The sequence below is a fragment of the Yeosuana sp. genome, from assembly GCF_057126245.1.
This window is the reverse complement of the sequence record NZ_DBNGMQ010000054.1, coordinates 176,399-194,552: the sequence shown is the minus strand read 5'-3', so window position 1 is coordinate 194,552 and position 18,154 is coordinate 176,399. Positions and strand designations below refer to the sequence as shown.

General features: G+C 31.9%; 20 protein-coding genes. 19 read left to right on the top strand and 1 reads right to left on the bottom strand.

Features of this window, described 5'->3' with window-relative positions; all coding sequences use genetic code 11:
• Positions 1-56 precede the first annotated feature (56 nt).
• The 19 genes from gcvH to tsaB all read left to right on the top strand — a co-directional run bounded on the left by gcvH (position 57) and on the right by tsaB (position 17,274).
• Positions 57-437 (top strand): glycine cleavage system protein GcvH, encoded by a 381-nt coding sequence (gene gcvH / locus AC15TD_RS07205; RefSeq protein ID WP_484451458.1) that lies wholly within the window; start codon positions 57-59, stop codon positions 435-437.
• Complete coding sequence (locus tag AC15TD_RS07200; RefSeq protein ID WP_484451457.1) at positions 430-810, top strand: VanZ family protein; 381 nt, start codon at positions 430-432, stop codon at positions 808-810. Before gcvH ends, AC15TD_RS07200 begins: the two co-directional genes overlap by 8 nt.
• Positions 811-878: 68 nt before the next feature.
• Entirely contained in the window at positions 879-1,598 is a 720-nt protein-coding gene (locus tag AC15TD_RS07195) for an energy transducer TonB (protein ID WP_484451456.1), read from the top strand.
• Positions 1,599-1,777: 179 nt separating this feature from the next.
• A complete protein-coding gene (locus tag AC15TD_RS07190; protein ID WP_484451455.1) occupies positions 1,778-3,877 on the top strand; it encodes a gliding motility protein RemB in 2,100 nt (699 codons plus the stop codon).
• Between the two features lie 195 nt (positions 3,878-4,072).
• Positions 4,073-4,963: a heme o synthase gene (cyoE, locus tag AC15TD_RS07185; RefSeq protein ID WP_484451454.1), complete on the top strand. Its 891-nt coding sequence runs from the start codon at positions 4,073-4,075 to the stop codon at positions 4,961-4,963.
• Positions 4,964-4,965: 2 nt separating this feature from the next.
• Positions 4,966-5,547: a cytochrome c oxidase subunit 3 gene (locus AC15TD_RS07180; protein WP_484451453.1), complete on the top strand. Its 582-nt coding sequence runs from the start codon at positions 4,966-4,968 to the stop codon at positions 5,545-5,547.
• Positions 5,548-5,685: 138 nt separating this feature from the next.
• A complete protein-coding gene (locus AC15TD_RS07175) occupies positions 5,686-6,666 on the top strand; it encodes a cytochrome c oxidase subunit 3 (RefSeq protein WP_484451452.1) in 981 nt (326 codons plus the stop codon).
• Positions 6,667-6,688: 22 nt separating this feature from the next.
• Entirely contained in the window at positions 6,689-7,069 is a 381-nt protein-coding gene (locus AC15TD_RS07170; RefSeq protein ID WP_484451451.1) for a cytochrome C oxidase subunit IV family protein, read from the top strand.
• A 100-nt stretch (positions 7,070-7,169) separates the two neighbouring features.
• Entirely contained in the window at positions 7,170-7,892 is a 723-nt protein-coding gene (locus tag AC15TD_RS07165) for a hypothetical protein (RefSeq protein ID WP_484451450.1), read from the top strand.
• Positions 7,879-8,619, top strand: coding sequence for an SCO family protein (locus AC15TD_RS07160; protein WP_484451449.1), 741 nt, complete (start codon positions 7,879-7,881; stop codon positions 8,617-8,619). Before AC15TD_RS07165 ends, AC15TD_RS07160 begins: the two co-directional genes overlap by 14 nt.
• Complete coding sequence (locus AC15TD_RS07155) at positions 8,619-9,164, top strand: DUF420 domain-containing protein (protein WP_484451448.1); 546 nt, start codon at positions 8,619-8,621, stop codon at positions 9,162-9,164. The genes AC15TD_RS07160 and AC15TD_RS07155 overlap by 1 nt, the downstream gene beginning before the upstream one ends.
• 67 nt (positions 9,165-9,231) lie before the next feature.
• Positions 9,232-9,384 carry a hypothetical protein gene (locus AC15TD_RS07150; RefSeq protein ID WP_484451447.1) on the top strand — a complete coding sequence of 51 codons (153 nt, stop codon included), beginning with the start codon at positions 9,232-9,234 and terminating at the stop codon, positions 9,382-9,384.
• Between the two features lie 101 nt (positions 9,385-9,485).
• Positions 9,486-10,187: an ABC transporter ATP-binding protein gene (locus AC15TD_RS07145; protein ID WP_484451446.1), complete on the top strand. Its 702-nt coding sequence runs from the start codon at positions 9,486-9,488 to the stop codon at positions 10,185-10,187.
• On the top strand, positions 10,180-11,424 hold the full coding sequence (locus AC15TD_RS07140; RefSeq protein WP_484451445.1) for an ABC transporter permease: 1,245 nt from the start codon (positions 10,180-10,182) through the stop codon (positions 11,422-11,424). The genes AC15TD_RS07145 and AC15TD_RS07140 overlap by 8 nt, the downstream gene beginning before the upstream one ends.
• A gap of 1 nt (position 11,425) precedes the next feature.
• Positions 11,426-12,685: an ABC transporter permease gene (locus AC15TD_RS07135; RefSeq protein WP_484451444.1), complete on the top strand. Its 1,260-nt coding sequence runs from the start codon at positions 11,426-11,428 to the stop codon at positions 12,683-12,685.
• Positions 12,686-12,703: 18 nt separating this feature from the next.
• Entirely contained in the window at positions 12,704-13,867 is a 1,164-nt protein-coding gene (locus AC15TD_RS07130; RefSeq protein WP_484451443.1) for an efflux RND transporter periplasmic adaptor subunit, read from the top strand.
• 102 nt (positions 13,868-13,969) lie between these two features.
• Positions 13,970-15,298 carry a TolC family protein gene (locus tag AC15TD_RS07125; protein WP_484451442.1) on the top strand — a complete coding sequence of 443 codons (1,329 nt, stop codon included), beginning with the start codon at positions 13,970-13,972 and terminating at the stop codon, positions 15,296-15,298.
• Positions 15,299-15,303: 5 nt separating this feature from the next.
• Positions 15,304-16,584, top strand: a complete 1,281-nt coding sequence (locus AC15TD_RS07120) for an efflux RND transporter periplasmic adaptor subunit (protein WP_484451441.1) — start codon at positions 15,304-15,306, stop codon at positions 16,582-16,584.
• Positions 16,585-16,602: 18 nt separating this feature from the next.
• Positions 16,603-17,274, top strand: coding sequence for a tRNA (adenosine(37)-N6)-threonylcarbamoyltransferase complex dimerization subunit type 1 TsaB (tsaB, locus tag AC15TD_RS07115; RefSeq protein WP_484451440.1), 672 nt, complete (start codon positions 16,603-16,605; stop codon positions 17,272-17,274).
• On the opposite strand, the gene AC15TD_RS07110 is transcribed toward tsaB, so the two are convergent.
• The gene (locus tag AC15TD_RS07110; protein ID WP_484451439.1) at positions 17,271-18,083 is read right to left on the bottom strand and encodes a mechanosensitive ion channel family protein; all 813 of its coding nucleotides are present in this window, start codon (positions 18,081-18,083) and stop codon (positions 17,271-17,273) included. The two genes, tsaB and AC15TD_RS07110, sit on opposite strands and share 4 nt — an antisense overlap.
• Positions 18,084-18,154: the final 71 nt, after the last annotated feature.

The window sequence follows — 18,154 nt, the reverse complement described above, 5'->3', positions numbered from 1 at the left end:
GTATTTGAATTTAAAATTTGAATAAATACATTTGTCTAAATTAATATATAATAACAATGAATATTCCATCAGAATTAAAATACACAAAAGATCACGAGTGGGTTCGTATTGAAGGCGAAATAGCAACCATAGGTATTACAGATTTCGCCCAAGGTGAATTAGGTGATATTGTATATGTAGAGGTTGAAACAGTTGATGAAACATTAGAAACTGAAGAGATTTTTGGAACGGTAGAAGCTGTTAAAACAGTATCAGACTTATTTTTACCATTATCTGGTGAAATTATTGAATTTAACGAGGCCTTAGAAGATGAGCCAGAGAAAGTAAATTCTGATCCTTATGGTGACGGCTGGATGATTAAACTAAAGTGTTCAGACCTTTCTCAAATTGATAATCTGATGTCTCCCGAAGAATATAAAACACTGGTTGGTGCTTAAAACCTATTCATTAGCAATAACAATTTTATATTCAATAGTACTAGCCATCGTTTGTTTGATTCAGATTAGCAGTGCTGTAAATAGCGTGGGATTAAATATTCCATACGGAGATAAAATATTTCATTTTTTATCCTATTTAGTTTTAAGTATTCTATGGTATAACAGCTTTTTATACCACTTTAAGTTTAGTAAAAGAAAGGCGTTAATTTACGCAGTAGTAATATCCATTGTTTTTGGTATACTTATTGAGGTACTACAAGGGACAATCACAACGGAAAGATCATCAGATATTAAAGATGTTTTTGCCAATTCAATGGGTGTGTTATTGACAGCATCGGTAATCACAATTAAAAATAAATACCGATTAAATTAATATAAGGTTTGTTTTTTTGACAAATAAATAGTTATTTTAGCAATCCTTTAGTAAAACAAAACAAAATCATGGAACTTAAGAAAAATCCTAAAGCAAATGTTGGACGTAATAGTTCACTGTATTTCGCAATTGGTTTGGCGTTAATGTTATTTTTAACAAATTACGCTATCAATTACAAAACCTATGATAAGTCAAATATTGATATAGGGCAATTAAATTTAGATGAAGAATTGGAAGAAGAAATTCCAATTACAGAACAAATTCAAACGCCACCACCTCCACCACCTCCACCAGCAGCTCCAGAACAAATAGAGGTTGTTGAAGATGAAGAAGAAGTAGAAGAAACAGTAATTGAATCTACAGAATCAGATCAAGAGACAGAAATTGTTGAAGTAGAAGAAGTAATGGTAGAAGAGGTTGAAGAAGATATAGAAGTGCCATTTGCAGTTATTGAAAACGTACCTGTATTTCCAGGTTGTGAAGGTGGCGATAACAATGCGAAGAAAGCTTGTATGTCAAAAAAAATATCTGATTTTGTAAATAAAAAATTTAATACAGATCTAGCGAGTGAATTAGGTTTAAGCGGAAGACAGCGTATCAACGTAATTTTCAAGATAGACAAAACGGGTAATATTGTAGGTATTCGTGCAAGAGCACCTCATCCAGGCTTAGAAAAAGAGGCGACTCGTGTTATTGGGATGCTTCCTAAAATGAAACCAGGGAAACAACGTGGTAAAGCGGTAACAGTTCCATATTCGTTACCAATTATATTCCAGGTACAAGATTAATTACTATCTTAATTAGATAGGGAATTTATAAATATTAAATCCCGTTACAATTTTGTAACGGGATTTCTTTATTAAGACAATCAATTAAAACAGTTTTCTTTAAAGGATAAGGGTATTTTAATAAGAGCATTATTAAAATTATAGTATCTTTCTGCTTTCAATAAATATTATATAATCCCATGAAGCAATTCGTTGTTCTACTCCTGCTTTTAGTTCAATATAACCTGTTTTCACAAGAGTCATCTTTTTTTGAAAAACCGCCTGTATTTAGTAATTGTGAAGGCCTTGCATTAGCATCTCAACAACAATGTTTTAATAAAACCGTATTTCAGTTAATTTTTGAAAACTTTAAAGTGCCACAGGATGTTATTGACAGTCAATATAAAGGTGAAACAGTAGTTATTTTTGAAGTAGATACTACAGGTCAATTTAAAGTGGTTTATGTAGATGCTATGTTCGATGAATTGAAGACTGAAACAAAACGGGTGTTTTCTACATTCCCTAAAATTAAACCGGGTACTTATAATGGAAAACCAACCTATAAACAATATACCATTCAAATTAATATTCCATTAGTAAATCAATCAGAAAGTAGATCGTATTTAGGAAAAGAGGATGAGATATCTAAGTTAGAAATCGAGGCAGAATCTGAATTTGATAAGGTTAATAAATTTATAGAGCCATTTGAGAATAAGACCTTTTCGAGTCAGTTAAATATTCCATTTACGCATTTTGATTATTCAAAGTTTGATAGACAAATGAATACGGTTGGAACGAATAGCCATACGGCTTCCAAGCCTTTTTTATATGAAGATGTTTCGAGTTATTATAACTTTAAATCTGAAAATGAGAAGTTATTAGAGGAAACTAAAACTTGGGTTGGTAAAAAGCTTTGGAATGAGCACTTGGTTCAATTACAAGGGAAAGACTATTGGTTTACAATAGATCCTATTTTTGATTTAGAAGTTGGTAAAGATTTTGATGCAGATTTTGGTTCAACTTACAACAATACCAGAGGTGTTGTAGTTCGTGGTGGTTTAGGTAAGAAATTTAATTTCTATACGACCGTTTTTGAAAGTCAGGGGCGATTTGCTGAATATATAAATGCGTATTCAGAAAGTTTAAAAGCTTTTGGACCAGATCCAGCAATTATTCCAGGTCGAGGTATCGCAAAGCGTTTTAAAACGGACTCTTATGACTACCCGATTGCCGAAGCTTATTTGTCATATTCTCCGGCTAAATTTATTAATATTCAATTTGGTCATGGTAAAAACTTTATTGGCGATGGCTATAGGTCATTACTTTTAAGTGATGTTGCAAGCCCTCACACTTTTTTAAAGCTTAACACTAAATTCTGGAAAATTAAATATACCAACACATGGATGTGGTTAAAGGACGTTAGACCGGAAGTAACCACAGATAAGGCGTTTCTAACTAAATATATGGCAAATCATTATTTAAGCTGGAATGTCTCTAAACGGCTTAATATTGGTTTATTTGAATCAGTGATGTGGACCAATTCAAACGGCAGAGGATTTGATATTAATTATTTAAATCCCATTATTTTTTTTAGAGCTATGGAATTTGGAGCGGGTCAAGGATCTGGAAATGCGGTTTTGGGAGCCTCAGGAAAATATAAAGTAAATAACAATATTAATCTTTATAGTCAATTTATATTAGATGAATTTTCATTAAGTGATGTGAAGGCTGGCGAAAAAAGCTGGAAAAACAAGTTTGGATACCAATTAGGTGTCAAGTATTATGATGCGTTTAAAGTAGATAATTTGTTATTACAGTTTGAATATAACAGAGTGAGACCTTATACCTATTCCCATAATACCATTGTGTTGAATTACGGGCATAATAATCAATCGATGGCGCATCTTTGGGGATCAAATTTTAGTGAAGCCATCATGATAGGTAGATATCATTACAAGCGATGGTTTGGTGATGCAAAACTTATTTTTGGTGTTAGAGGATTTGATTATAATGATGGGACTGATAATTTTAGTTATGGTGGTGATATTTACAGAAACTATAACGATCGTCCTTTTGATTCTGGCGTAAAAGTTGTTCAGGGCATAAAAACAAATACGTTTTATGGTAATCTTCAAGTGGGTTACCTAATAAATCCAGCATCAAATTTGAAGCTCTTTACCGATGTTACCTTTAGAAATTTTAATCCAGAAGTAGAGACCAATTCAACCTTTAAAACAAATACGGTTTGGTTTAATATTGGTTTAAGAACCGATTTATTTAATTGGTATTTTGATTTCTAGTCAAATTATTTTTTATAGGTCTAAACGGTTTTTATTATTTTTAGACTGTTGATGAAACGCTCGTTTTTACAGGGCGCTGTTAAATCTTTTTCTTTATATTTTGATAATAAAAATTTTAGCTTTAAAAACTATTGATAAAATTCATTAATAAAGTATCTTTGCACTCGCAATAAAAAGGCATCATTAAATATTAGGTTGGGCAATACAAATTCTTTATCGGCAAATTCAATAATTTCAGATTTTAAAGAAATTACTAAAATGAGACTGGCTTTAAGTGTTGTTTTTTCATCGCTTGCTGGTTATCTTCTAGGTGTTGAAATCATTGATTTTAAAACACTCGTTTTATTAGCTTTTGGTGGTTACTTTATGGTAGGAGCATCAAATGCGTTTAATCAAATTATTGAAAAAGATTTAGATGCGTTAATGGATAGGACTAAAAATAGACCAATTCCAGCTGGACGCATGTCCGTTAACACCGCATTTATCATTGCCTCCATTTTTACTTTATTTGGGATTATTATTCTTTATAATATTAATAAACAAACAGCAATGTTTGGGGCCATTTCCATCTTTTTATACACTAGTGTTTATACGCCATTAAAAACAAAAACACCAATATCAGTTTTCGTGGGAGCCATACCAGGTGCCATACCATTTATGTTAGGATGGGTTGCTGCTACAGATGATTTTGGAATTGAACCCGGAACCTTGTTTGCATTACAATTTTTCTGGCAATTCCCTCATTTTTGGTCTATTGGATGGTTTTTGTTTGAAGATTATAAGAAAGGAGGATTTTTTATGTTGCCAACAGGAAATCAAGATAGAGGTACCGCCGTTCAAATAATTATGTATTCCATATGGACTATTTTAGTCTCTATTTTACCTGTATTCGGTTTTACAGGAAAATTGCATTTGTCTGTTGTTGCAGCCTGTATTGTGTTTATTTTAGGTTTAGGAATGTTTTTTTATGCCATTAAACTGTTTAAAATGATGACAACAAAGGCTGCTAAACAACTTATGTTAGCCAGTGTTTCTTATATTACATTGGTGCAAATTGTATATGTTATTGATAAATTTATTAGATAATCATGGATTTAACTGAAGGTACTTCAAAAGAAAAAAATAATAGAGCAAAAAAAATGATGCTTTGGTTTGCTATTATTTCATTAGTCATGTCATTTGCTGCTTGGACAAGTGCTTTCATTGTGAGTAGCTCAAGGCCAGATTGGTTAAAAGATTTCCAACTACCAAATTCATTTTTAGTAAGCACAGTTGTTATTATTGTTAGTAGTCTATCATTTTTGTTAGCAAAAAAAGCTTTAAAAAGCGGAAACTTTAAAGCAACTACCGTTTGGTTATTCGTTACCTTAGTTTTAGGAATTCTTTTTATTTATAATCAGTTTTCAGGCTTTCAACAAATTATTAATCAAGGTTATAATTTTACAGGTCCAACAAGTAACGTCACCATGTCTTACATTTATTTAATAGGCATGGTACATATATTACATGTTGTTGTTGGGTTGATTGTATTAATAGTAGTAATTTATAACCATTTTAAACAAAAGTATAATGCATCAAATATGCTTGGTTTTGAACTAGCATCGACATTTTGGCATTTTATAGATATACTTTGGATTTATCTGTTTTTGTTTTTATATTTTGTGAGATAATTATAAATTCTTAAATTTTAAACTAAATTGTTAAAAAATTTACTTTTTACATGCGTTTATTGAATTTTAGACCCGGATATTTCGCTAGATAAATAAAATGATTATTTTTGTGCAACTTTTATTAAACAACCAATATATATGAGTACTACAGTTGTAAATACTGGAACAGAAGGTAAAACTTGGGGTGGTGGCAATCCGCCTTTAAAAGCAAGTTACGGTAAAATGATGATGTGGTTTTTCATTGTTTCAGATGCCTTAACGTTTTCTGCGTTTTTAGCAGCCTACGGATTTTCAAGATTTAAATTTATTGAAACTTGGCCAATAGCCGATGAGGTGTTTACACACGTGCCTTTTTTACATGGGCAAGAATTACCTATGATTTATGTAGCATTCATGACCTTTGTTTTAATTATGTCATCGGTTACTATGGTATTGGCGGTTGATGCAGGACATCATTTAAATAAAGGGAAAGTAACTATCTATATGTTATTAACCATTATAGGTGGTTTAATATTTGTTGGTTCTCAAGCATGGGAATGGGCTACATTTATTAAAGGTGATTATGGCGCTATTCAAACAAAAGGTGGTAATATTTTACAGTTTGTAGATACAGATGGGCATCGTGTTGCTTTAAGAGATTTTGTGGTTGCAGAGCATAAAGATAGAACCCAACACGAACGTAAGAACGGCATATGGTTTATAAGTGAAGGTTCATTACCAACATACACTGTCGAAGAAGTGATACACGGTTTGGAAGCTCATGATAATGTATTAGTGAGAACGCAAGAGATCAATGAACACGGTCATAAAACCGTACTTTCAAGAGAAGAATCTTTAAAACAAATAAAAGCAAATGGCAAGCACGTTGTTGAAGGAGCCAATTTGCATGTTAATGAATACGGTTCACCATTATTTGCAGACTTTTTCTTCTTCATTACGGGATTCCACGGGTTTCACGTATTTTCAGGAGTCGTGATTAACATTATTATTTTCTTTAATGTTATTTTAGGAACTTATGACAGGCGTAAAAACTATGAAATGGTTGAGAAAGTTGGTTTATATTGGCACTTTGTAGACTTAGTTTGGGTATTTGTATTTACATTCTTCTACCTAGTTTAATTAAATTTATATTATTAGAGAAATGGCAGACGCACATAAATTAGAAATATTAAGAGGTTTAATTAAATTTAAATCGAACACTCAAAAAATTTGGGGTGTTTTAATTTTGCTTAGTATCGTTACTACGGTTGAAGTTATTTTGGGTATTATAAAACCTGAAGCTTTAATGGCTCATTTTTTAGGAATGAAAATATTAAATTGGATATTCATTATTCTTACCATTGTAAAAGCATATTACATTACGTGGGATTTTATGCATATGAGAGATGAAACGCCTAGTTTAAGACGAATGGTGGTTTGGACTGCAGTTTTCTTGATTTTATATTTAATATTTATTCTATTACAAGAAGGTGGCTATATTCAAGATGTATATACTTCAGGATACATAAAAAGAGATTTTTAGTACACAAAGAAATAATACTTTGTTAAAAGATACATGAAAGGTGGTTTATTAAACCACCTTTTTTTATTTTTGCAATTCAATACTAAAAGGCTTTTTTTAAGTGAATTTAAAAAAAATAAAACGCTATGTTGTTTTAGGAATTTTATTCTTTCTTCCGGTAACTTTTTTATTGTTTTTATATCCAGCAACCCATAATTATACACCGCTTGATATTGTTAATGAATCGGTTTTAGATTTAGAATCATTTTCATCTGATTCAGACGACGATGTTATGTTAAAAAAGCATATTACAGTCCTTGGATTTTTTGGTAAAAACCCAATAGATCAGGTAATAGCTGCATCAAATTTAAAAGAGTTGGTGTACGATAAATTTAAAGGGTTTAAAAAGTTTCAAGTGGTCATAGTTGTTCCTGAGGGAACACAGGAGGCTACAGAGCGTTTAAAACAAGAGATTAGTTCTTATGAAGATATTAGGTTTTGGCACTTTGTATATGCCCAACCGCAAGAAATTCAACATCTTTTTAGTAGTTTAAAAAGCACATCTGAATTGGATAAAAATTTAGCAACCAATCTTGTGTTTATTATCGATAAAGATTTAAATCAACGAGGTAGAATAGATGATAGATCCGATAATGAGATTGAAAAGGACAAGTTGGTTTACGGTTTGAATTCTTATGATTGTATTGAAGTGGCTGAAATAAAAAATAAAATGAGCGAAGATATGCGAATTTTATTTACAGAATATAGACAAAAAAGAAAAGGTAATTTTGACTCTACAACACGCAGAGCAAATGATTTAAACAAACAAAATGAAGAAAACTAATTATTCGTACGTAGGTATTTCATTTATAATTTTGGTTTTTGGCATTTATTTTATTCCAAGAATTATTGATAGAATTAATAATGAAGATATCACAAGAGATGAAAGTAGAAGTGATTATGCCGATGATTCAAAAACTAAAAATTCAGATTTAGCATTTATAGAAATTAATGGCGAGCCCAAGAAAGTACCGGTCTTTAGTTTTATAAATCAAAATGGAAAGGTTATAACAAATGAAGATTATATTGGAAAAGTATATGTTATTGAATTCTTTTTCACAACCTGTCCTACCATTTGTCCAAGGATGAATGCAAACTTGATTCAAATACAGAATTCGTTTTCAGAGTTTGATAATTTTGGGATTGCATCGTTTACTATTAATCCAGAACATGATACATCAGACGTTTTAAAAGCCTATGCAGATAAATATGGAGTTACAAATCCTAATTGGAATTTAATGACAGGCAATCAAGATGCTATTTATAAATTAGCGAATGAAGGCTTTAATTTGTATACCGCTCAAGATGATTCTGCTTCAGGAGGCTTTGAACATTCAGGAAATTTTGCATTGATTGATAAAAATGGATTCATACGATCTCGAGTAGTAAATGGGAATCCTATCATATTTTATAACGGTATGATTTCACAAACAGAGAAAGTGGATGACGAAGGCATGCCAGAAGAAATTACCATACTAAAAGAAGATATCGCTAAACTATTAAATGAATAATGAGTCAAGAAAACGTAAAAGCCGAAAAGCAATATAACACTTGGATTATCATTCTATCCGTTATTATTCCGGTCGTAGTTGCTATACTTTTTGGAGTTAATTTACAAGAATTGGGGTTTGATGTGAAACCATTAACTTTTTTACCACCAATATATGCATCTATTAATGCGTTAACAGCTCTTGTTTTAGTATTAGGATTCGTAGCAATTCAAAATAAAAATATTATACGTCACAAAAGATTAATGCAGTTTGCTATTATGTTATCATTGACTTTTTTAATGATGTATATTGCGTATCATATGACAAGTGACTCAACCAAATATGGTGGCGAAGGCATTATAAAATACGTATACTATATTATTTTAATAACGCATATTTTAATGTCCATTATAGTGATTCCATTTGTGCTTATTACTTATGTAAGAGCTATTACTAATAACATAGAACGGCATAAAAGAATCGCAAAAATCACATTCCCTTTATGGCTTTATGTTGCTATTAGCGGTGTAGTTGTTTATATCATGATTTCACCATACTATGCATAAAAGGAAAAGATATATTATATTATTTTTATTATTATTTGTCACTCTTACTGCAAATGCACAATGTGCTATGTGTCGTGCAGTTCTCGAAACCGAGGAGGGTCAGGGTACTGCAGAGGGAATCAATAATGGCATTGTTTATTTAATGGCTATTCCATACCTACTCGTGGCAGGAATTGGCTTCATTATTTACAAGAAATATTTCAGTTCAAAAAAGCAGTAAAAATTCTTTTATCTCAGAGTCGTATTTTCGGTTTCTTAACACTTCCTTAGTATATATTAGGTTTTGTTTTGTATAATTTTGCAACAAATAACCATCGATTAATGATACAAATTAAAGACTTGCATAAATCCTATCATATGGGTAGTAATTCTCTTCATGTTCTTAAGGGAATTAATTTCAATGTAAAAGAAGGTGAAATGGTATCCATCATGGGGTCTTCAGGTTCTGGAAAATCTACTTTGTTAAACATTTTAGGGATTTTAGATGAAGCCGATTCGGGATCATATGTTCTAGATGGAGTTCCTATTAAAAACCTGAATGAAAAAGTAGCTGCAAATTATAGAAATAAATTTTTAGGGTTCATTTTTCAATCGTTTAATTTAATTAATTATAAAACTGCGTTGGATAATGTTGCGATGCCATTATACTATCAAGGCATGAAACGTAAAGAACGAACTGAAAAAGCGCAATATTATTTAGAAAAAGTAGGATTATCGGCATGGTCTCATCATTTACCAAGTGAACTTTCAGGAGGTCAAAAACAACGAGTTGCCGTTGCAAGAGCCTTGGCAAGTAATCCCAAAGTGTTATTGGCAGATGAGCCAACAGGAGCCTTAGATTCTAGAACCTCACAAGAGGTAATGGAGCTAATTCAAAGTATTAATGATGAGGGGATGACTATTTTAATGGTAACACATGAGCATGATATTGCGCAAATGACCAAGCGAATAGTACATTTAAAAGATGGAGTTATTATTGATGATGCTCCAGTAAAACAAGTTAGAGCTTCTGTGTATGTTTGATATTGAACGCTGGCAAGAAATCTTTGAAACCTTAAGAAAAAATAAATTACAAACCTTCTTAACGGGGCTTTCTGTAGCATCTGGTATTTTCATTTTGGTTATTCTTCTCGGTTTTAGCTCAGGGATACAGAATGGCGTAACATCTCAATTTGAAAGTGATGCCACGAATCAAATTAATATTTGGGGAGGAAGAACTACAAAAGAATATAAAGGCTTAAATCCAGGAAGATATGTTCAATTTAAAAATGCTGATTTTAAAAAAATATCCAATGATTATGAAGAGTTTATAGAATATGAATCTTCAAATTATATGATATGGAGAGCAATGGTTAATTATGGAAAGGAATCCAATAACTATCGTGTTTGGGGTTCATTACCAGATTATCAGTTTATAGAAAACTCAGATATTATAGAAGGTCGTTTTATTAATGAATCGGATATAAATAACTCCAGTAAAGTTGCTATAATAGGAAATCAAGTAAAACTTGATTTATTTAAAAGTGAAAATCCCTTAGGTAAATATGTGTCAATATATGGTATAAATTTTAAGGTTATTGGCGTTTATAGTGATCCTGGTGGTGAAGATGAAGAAAGTCAAATATATATTCCTCTTACAACGGCTCAAAAATCCTTTAATGGTGCTGACAGAATTAATAATATGAGTTATACTATAAAAATGCCTAAAAACTTTGATAAAGGTGTTGAACTCTCACAAAATATTGCATTAGCGATTGAATCAGATTTAAAACAAATGCATACTGTCGCACCTAGTGATATTGGAGCTATCAGAATTAACAATAATCTTGAAAATGCTCAAAAATATTACTCATTGATTGATGCTATAAAACTCATATTTTGGTTTGTGGGTATAGGTACTATTATTGCTGGAGTTGTTGGTGTTGGTAATATTATGCTCATAATTGTTAAAGAACGTACCAAGGAAATTGGTATTAGAAAAGCCTTAGGAGCGCAACCGCTATCTATTGTTGGAATGATTTTACAAGAAGCTATTTTTGTAACGATGTTTTCAGGGTTGTTTGGTCTTATTCTAGGATTGGCTTTATTAGAAATAGTGGGACCTCTTATAAAAAATGATTACATAAAATACCCGCAAGTGGATTTTAATACGGCCTTAACCACGGTATTTATTTTAGTGCTTGCAGGAGCATTTGCTGGTTTTTTCCCAGCATACAGAGCTGCGAAAATTAGACCTATAATAGCATTAAGAGACGAATAATATGTTTAACAAGGAGAGGTGGAACGAAATTTTAGAAGCTTTAAATGCAAATAAATTTAGAACATTGTTAACGGCATTTGGAGTCTTTTGGGGAATTACGATTTTGGTTTTATTATTAGCGCTTACTAACGGACTCCAAAAAGGAGTCGTATCAAGTTTTGGTAATTTTGCTGCAAACTCCTCTTTCATTTATGTTAGAGGAACTACCATGCCATATAAAGGCTTACCCAAAAGGAGAAGGTTCAATCTAGATTTAGAAGATGTTAAGGCGATAAAGCAACAAATCCCAGAAATTGAATATATCTCTCCGCAAAACAGACTTGGAGGCTATATGGGTGCTAATAACGTAACCAGAGGAAGTGAGACAGGTGCATTTCAAGTAGAAGCTCACGTACCTGATTATATACTTCAAAATCCTATGGATATTCTTCAGGGTAGATTTATTAGTCAATCAGATTTAAATGAAAAACGCAAAGTTTGTGTTATTGGGACGGGCGTTGTAAAATCACTTTATGACAAGAACGAAGATCAAATAGGGTCATACCTGAAAATCAATGGAGTCAATTTTATGGTAATTGGAGTGTTTAAGTACAGTAAGAGTCGCGGAGACCAACAGGAGGAAGTAAATACCATTATTGCACCTTTTACAACTTTTGGACAAGTATTTAATCGTGGAGATAGAGTAGGTTGGATGGGAGTAACCGCATTTGATGATGTTAGTATTACCAGTTTAAAATCTCGAATTTTGAGCGTTTTAAAAACAAGACACGTAGTGCACCCTAATGATGATGCAGCATTTGGCTACCGCGATCTATCAGAAGATTATGCCAAAGTTAATGGTCTTTTCAGCATCTTGACTTTTGTTGGTTATTTTGTTGGAGCATTAATTTTAATGTCCGGAATTATAGGCATCAGTAATATCATGCTCATTGTTGTTAAAGAACGAACAAAAGAAATTGGTATTAGAAGAGCGTTGGGAGCAACACCGTGGGTAGTAAAAGTTCAGATACTTCAGGAGAGTCTTATATTAACTATTATGTCAGGAATGGTAGGTATTTCCTTTGCAGCCGGAGTTATATGGCTAATGAATTATCTATTGGATTTAAGCGGACCTGTAGATAATTTTTCAAACCCAAGTGTAAGTATGACCGTAGTTTTTACGGCACTAATTATATTAGTTGTTTCAGGCATTTTAGCTGGTTTAATACCTGCCAATAGTGCTACTAAAATGAAACCAGTTGACGCATTAAGAATAGAATAAACAATAATCATCCAAGAAATGAAAAGAACTAAAACAGTAATCCTATTACTTGTAATTGTAGCATGTTTTGCTACGGCATTAATTTATTTATGGCAAAAGAATCAGGAAGATCCGGTAACCTATGTAAGTGAATCACCTACAGAACAAACAATTGTTGTAAAAACTATGGCAACAGGTAATATTGTTCCAAAGGAAGAGGTCTTAATTAAATCCAATATTTCGGGGGTAATTGAAGAAGTATATATTGAAGCCGGTGAGTATATTAAATCTGGAGATTTAATTGCTAAAATTAGAGTTATTCCTAATGTATCATCCTTAACCAGTTCGAAAAACAGTATTGCTACAACTCAAACAGCTTTAGAAACAGCAAAAATTAATTTACAAACACAACAAGCTAATTACGATCGTCAAAAAGCATTGTTTGAAAAAGGTGTTATTTCTGCGAATGATTTTGAAGCTATTAATAATACCTATCTACAAGCCAAGCAAAGCGTAGAGCAGGCTAAAATAAATTTAATGTCTGCAAGACAGAATTATGATATCATTAAAACGGGTACTACCAGTGGTTTAGGTAATATAGCACAAACATTAGTAAGAGCTACCATCTCTGGTATGATCTTAGACGTACCTGTAAAAGAAGGAAACCAAGTTATTGAAGCCAATAATTTTAATGAAGGGACTTCAATTGCCTCTTTGGCCGATGTTAAAAAAATGATTTTTGAGGGAAAAGTTGATGAGAGTGAGGTTGGTAAAATAAAAGAAGGATTACCACTAGAAATTACAGTTGGTGCTATAGAAAATCAGAAATTTGATGCTATTTTAGATTATATTGCTCCAAAAGGTATAACCGAAAATGGTGCTATTCAGTTTGAAATAAAGGGTAGTATTAAATCAATAGACTCGACCTTTATTAGAGCAGGATTAAGTGCAAATGCTTCGATTATACTTGATAAAGCAGAAAAAGTTTTAGCTGTTAGAGAAGCCCTTATTCAATATGATCGAGAGACTAAAAAACCATTTGTTGAAGTTGAAATAGGGGATCAAAAATTTGAGCGAAAAGAGCTCGAATTAGGAATAAGTGATGGTATCTTTGTAGAAATTAAAAGTGGTATTACTAAATCTGATAAAATAAAAGTTTGGAATCAAGTTCAAGGTGTTCCAAGTTATGCGAAAAATAATTAAATTATTTGTAACACTTTAACAGTTTCGTAGACCAATATTTTAAATATGAAATGAGCCTCAGTGAATTCCATATGACATTTAAAGAACATTGAATATAAACAGATGAAAAAAGTAATCTTTATAATATTAGTTTTATTAACCATTACATTACGGGCTCAAGACCAAAAGTGGACTTTAAGAGCTTGTGTAGATTATGCCTTAGAAAATAATATTTCTGTCAAACAAAGTGAATTAGATTTAAAAACATCAGAAATAAACAAAAAAGATGCAATAGGTAATTTTCTACCATCTTTTAATGCGTCAGCTTCACATTCATGGAGTATTGGTTTAGGTCAGGATCCTGTGACTTTTGATGCCGTTAATTCTACAACAAGAAACCTTTCAGGAGGCATAAGTTCAGGTATTGATATATATAGAGGACAACGTAATCTTCGTCAGTTACACAGATCTAATTTGCAAATACTCGCATCGCAATATCAATTAGATAGTATGAAGGATGATATTTCTTTGTTTGTTGCCAATTCATTTCTACAAATATTATTTAATAAAGAACAACTTAAAGTTTTAAAATCACAACTTGAGATTTCTAATCAAGAACTTGAGCGTACACAAGAATTAGTTGATGCAGGTTCATTACCTAAGGGCGATATACTTGAAATTCAGGCAACCGTGGCAACTCAAGAACAACAAATAGTTGCTGCAGAAAATACGCTCTTAATATCTAAAATTCAATTAGCACAAACTTTACTAATTGAAGATTATGAGAATTTTGATATTGTAGATTTAGATTATGACGTGCCAATGACACAAATATTAAATGAATCTCCAAGTGTTATCATTGAAAAGGCAAAGGAAACAAGATATGATGTTAAAATAGCCGAGGCAAATACTAAAATTGCCGAAACTAATTTAAAAATAGCTAAAGGTGGTTTGCAGCCTACCTTAACTGGTAGATATAGTTTTAGTTCAAACTATTTTAAATCTGGTTTGTTTGATACACCAGATTTTGAAACTCAAATGACAGATAATAAAAATCATAATTTTTCTTTGAGTTTAAATATTCCAATTTTTAATGGTTTTGCTGCACGGAATGAAGTTAATAGAAATAAGGTAAATCTAGAACGTGCTAAAATTCAATTAGAGCAAGCTAATTTAGATTTAGAAACGAAAGTATATCAAGCACATAATGATGCAAATGGAGCATTAAAAACCTATGAGGCAGCAGTAAAAACATTAAATGCTAGACAAGAAGCCTATAACTATTCTAAAGAACGATATAATGTTGGGCTATTAAATGCTTTTGATTACGGACAATCACAAAATAGGTATGAGGCAGCTCAAAGTGATGTGATTCGTGCTAAATATGATTATATATTTAAACTGAAAGTATTAGAATTCTATTTTGGAATTCCAATTACTGAATTAAATTAATTGAAATGAATAAAAAATCACTTATTATTACAGTATCAATTACCCTTATTCTATTAGTTGTTTTAATTGGAGGAAAGAAGGCTGGATGGTTTGGTAAAAGTGGTAATTTTAAAGAAATTGAAACAAAGAAAATTGAAAAATTAGATATTGTTGAAACAGTATCTGCTACTGGTAAAATACAGCCAGAAGTAGAAGTCAAGATCTCTAGTGAGGTTTCAGGAGAAATAATAGAACTTCCTATTATTGAAGGACAGCAAGTAAAAAAAGGTGATTTATTAGTGCGTATCAACCCAGATATTTATCAATCTAGTTTAAATCGTGCTCAGGCTTCTTTGCAAAACGTAAAAGCAAATTTGAGTCAGACTGAAGCTTCTTTAAAAGAGGCTAAAGCGAGCTACGAGAGAAATAAACAACTATTTGAAAAAGGTATTATTTCGAAAGCAGATTGGGATAAAGCCATCTCTTCATATGAAATTGCTCAAGCTAATAGAGAATCGGCCTATTATGGCGTTAGAAGCGCCAGTGCAACAGTTAATGAAGCCATTGATAATTTGAATAGAACTACTATTTATGCACCAATGGATGGAACTATTTCAAAATTAGATGTTGAGTTAGGGGAGCGTGTAGTAGGTACGCAGCAAATGGCAGGAACAGAAATTATGCGCGTAGCCGATTTAACGAATATGGAAGTTGAGGTTGATGTTAATGAAAATGATATTGTTAAGGTTAATATAAGTGATTCTACCATTGTTGAAGTTGATGCATATTTAAAAAAAGAATTTAAAGGTGTAGTAACTGAAATTTCTAATTCTGCTGATGGTATTTTATCAGCAGATCAAGTAACAAATTTTAAAGTAAAGGTTAGAATTATTGAAGATTCTTATAAAGATTTAGTGGAAGGCAAACCTGAGTATTTTTCCCCTTTCAGACCAGGAATGACCGCTACGGTAGATATTGTTACAGATAAACGGAATAACGCAATAAATGTGCCTATTAGTGCGATTGCTATTAAAACAGACACGACATCATCAAAGCAAAAGTCAACAAATAAGTCTCTTGAAAAAAATGATGAGAAATTTGAATGTGTGTTTATCAAAAATGGAGATACCGCAGAGCTTCGTGTTGTAAAAACTGGTATTCAAGACGATTCTAATATTGAAATTGTAACGGGTTTAGAAGAAGGGGAAGAAGTGATTGTAGGACCTTATAATGTGGTGACTAAAACACTTAAAAACGGAGATAAGGTTCAAATAAAAGAGAACCCTAAAGAAGACGAATTAAAATAATGACTAATAGTATTTATTTTGAGTATCATACTTAGTATAGAAACGTCTACAACTAATTGTTCGGTGTCACTTTCAAGAGAAGGGAAAACCTTAGTTTTAAAAGAAGACTACGATAAAAATTACTCGCATGCAGAACGGCTTCATGTCTATATAGATGATGTTTTAAAACAGGCTAATATAGAATCAATTGATTTAGATGCAATAGCTGTAAGCAAAGGCCCTGGATCGTATACAGGTTTGCGTATTGGTGTTTCAGCAGCAAAAGGACTTTGTTTTGCTTTAGATAAGCCATTAATTTCGTTATCTACATTAAATGTTTTAGCGCATCAGGTTATTTGTGACGAAGGCGTTATTATTCCAATGTTAGATGCCAGAAGAATGGAAGTGTATTCGGCTATTTTTGACTCCAATTATAATCTTACTAGAGAGATACAATCCGAAGTTTTAAATGAATTATCTTATAATTCTTATTTAGAAAACGGCAAAGTTTATTTTATAGGAAATGGCGTTGAAAAAACACAAGTTTTAATCAATCATCCAAATGCCATATTTATTGAAGATAAATTGCCTTCAGCCAATGAAATGAGTGGATTGGCATATCATAAATACAAAATAAGCGACTTTGAAGATGTCGCTTATTTTGAACCGTATTATTTAAAAGATTTTGTGGCCTTAAAGCCTAAATCTTAAGCTTGTTTTCGTATTTCTACTTGATGTGGATAAGGTATTTCTATACCAGCAGCATCAAGAGCTTCTTTAGTTTGTTCGGTAATATCAAATTTCACCCCCCAGTAGTCTTCTTTTTTAACCCAGACACGTGTAAAAAAGTTGATAGAACTATCAGCTAATTCCGATACATTTACCGCAGCTGCAGGATCCTTCAAAATTAATGGATGTGAATTAATAACGCTTAAGATAACCTCTTTTGTTTTCTTAATATCAGAATCATAACCAACTCCAAATGTAAAATCGACACGTCGTGTATCTTCTACACTGTAATTTGTAATGTTGCCATTTGAAAGAGAACCATTCGGAATAATAATTTCTTTATTATCAGGAGTGGTCAGTTTAGTTGTAAAAACTCCAATTTCTTTTACCGTTCCGCTTTCGCCTTGGGCTTCAATATAGTCCCCAATTTTAATCGGCTTGAATATCATAATTAAAACGCCACCAGCAAAATTTCCTAAAGATCCTTGAAGCGCTAAACCTATGGCTAGACCAGCAGCGGCCAATATGGCTGCAAATGAGGTGGTTTCTATACCAACAGTTCCTAAAACAACTACGATTAAAACTATTTTTAAAGACCAACTAAGCAAGCTCATTAAAAACTTTTTAAGACTAATATCGTAGTCTCTTTTTTCCATAGCTTTCCTTAAACCTTTAATGATTATTTTAATTGTCCAAGATCCAATAATCCAAATAGCAATAGCTGCTATGAGTTTTGGCCCATATGCCATAATTAATTGATAGCCTGTATCCGCCCATTTGTCTAAATTCATAATTTTTGTTTTTTAATGAGAAACAAAGGTAAAAACTATATAAGACTTATTAAAGTATTAAAAATTAATCC

Coding starts and splice junctions, on each gene's coding strand:
- gcvH (WP_484451458.1), top strand. CDS start 57: ATGAATATTCCATCAGAATTAAAATACACAAAAGATCACGAGTGGGTT.
- AC15TD_RS07195 (WP_484451456.1), top strand. CDS start 879: ATGGAACTTAAGAAAAATCCTAAAGCAAATGTTGGACGTAATAGTTCA.
- AC15TD_RS07190 (WP_484451455.1), top strand. CDS start 1,778: ATGAAGCAATTCGTTGTTCTACTCCTGCTTTTAGTTCAATATAACCTG.
- AC15TD_RS07180 (WP_484451453.1), top strand. CDS start 4,966: ATGGATTTAACTGAAGGTACTTCAAAAGAAAAAAATAATAGAGCAAAA.
- AC15TD_RS07175 (WP_484451452.1), top strand. CDS start 5,686: ATGAGTACTACAGTTGTAAATACTGGAACAGAAGGTAAAACTTGGGGT.
- AC15TD_RS07170 (WP_484451451.1), top strand. CDS start 6,689: ATGGCAGACGCACATAAATTAGAAATATTAAGAGGTTTAATTAAATTT.
- AC15TD_RS07160 (WP_484451449.1), top strand. CDS start 7,879: ATGAAGAAAACTAATTATTCGTACGTAGGTATTTCATTTATAATTTTG.
- AC15TD_RS07155 (WP_484451448.1), top strand. CDS start 8,619: ATGAGTCAAGAAAACGTAAAAGCCGAAAAGCAATATAACACTTGGATT.
- AC15TD_RS07150 (WP_484451447.1), top strand. CDS start 9,232: ATGTGTCGTGCAGTTCTCGAAACCGAGGAGGGTCAGGGTACTGCAGAG.
- AC15TD_RS07145 (WP_484451446.1), top strand. CDS start 9,486: ATGATACAAATTAAAGACTTGCATAAATCCTATCATATGGGTAGTAAT.
- AC15TD_RS07140 (WP_484451445.1), top strand. CDS start 10,180: ATGTTTGATATTGAACGCTGGCAAGAAATCTTTGAAACCTTAAGAAAA.
- AC15TD_RS07135 (WP_484451444.1), top strand. CDS start 11,426: ATGTTTAACAAGGAGAGGTGGAACGAAATTTTAGAAGCTTTAAATGCA.
- AC15TD_RS07130 (WP_484451443.1), top strand. CDS start 12,704: ATGAAAAGAACTAAAACAGTAATCCTATTACTTGTAATTGTAGCATGT.
- AC15TD_RS07125 (WP_484451442.1), top strand. CDS start 13,970: ATGAAAAAAGTAATCTTTATAATATTAGTTTTATTAACCATTACATTA.
- AC15TD_RS07120 (WP_484451441.1), top strand. CDS start 15,304: ATGAATAAAAAATCACTTATTATTACAGTATCAATTACCCTTATTCTA.
- AC15TD_RS07110 (WP_484451439.1), bottom strand. CDS start 18,083: ATGAATTTAGACAAATGGGCGGATACAGGCTATCAATTAATTATGGCA.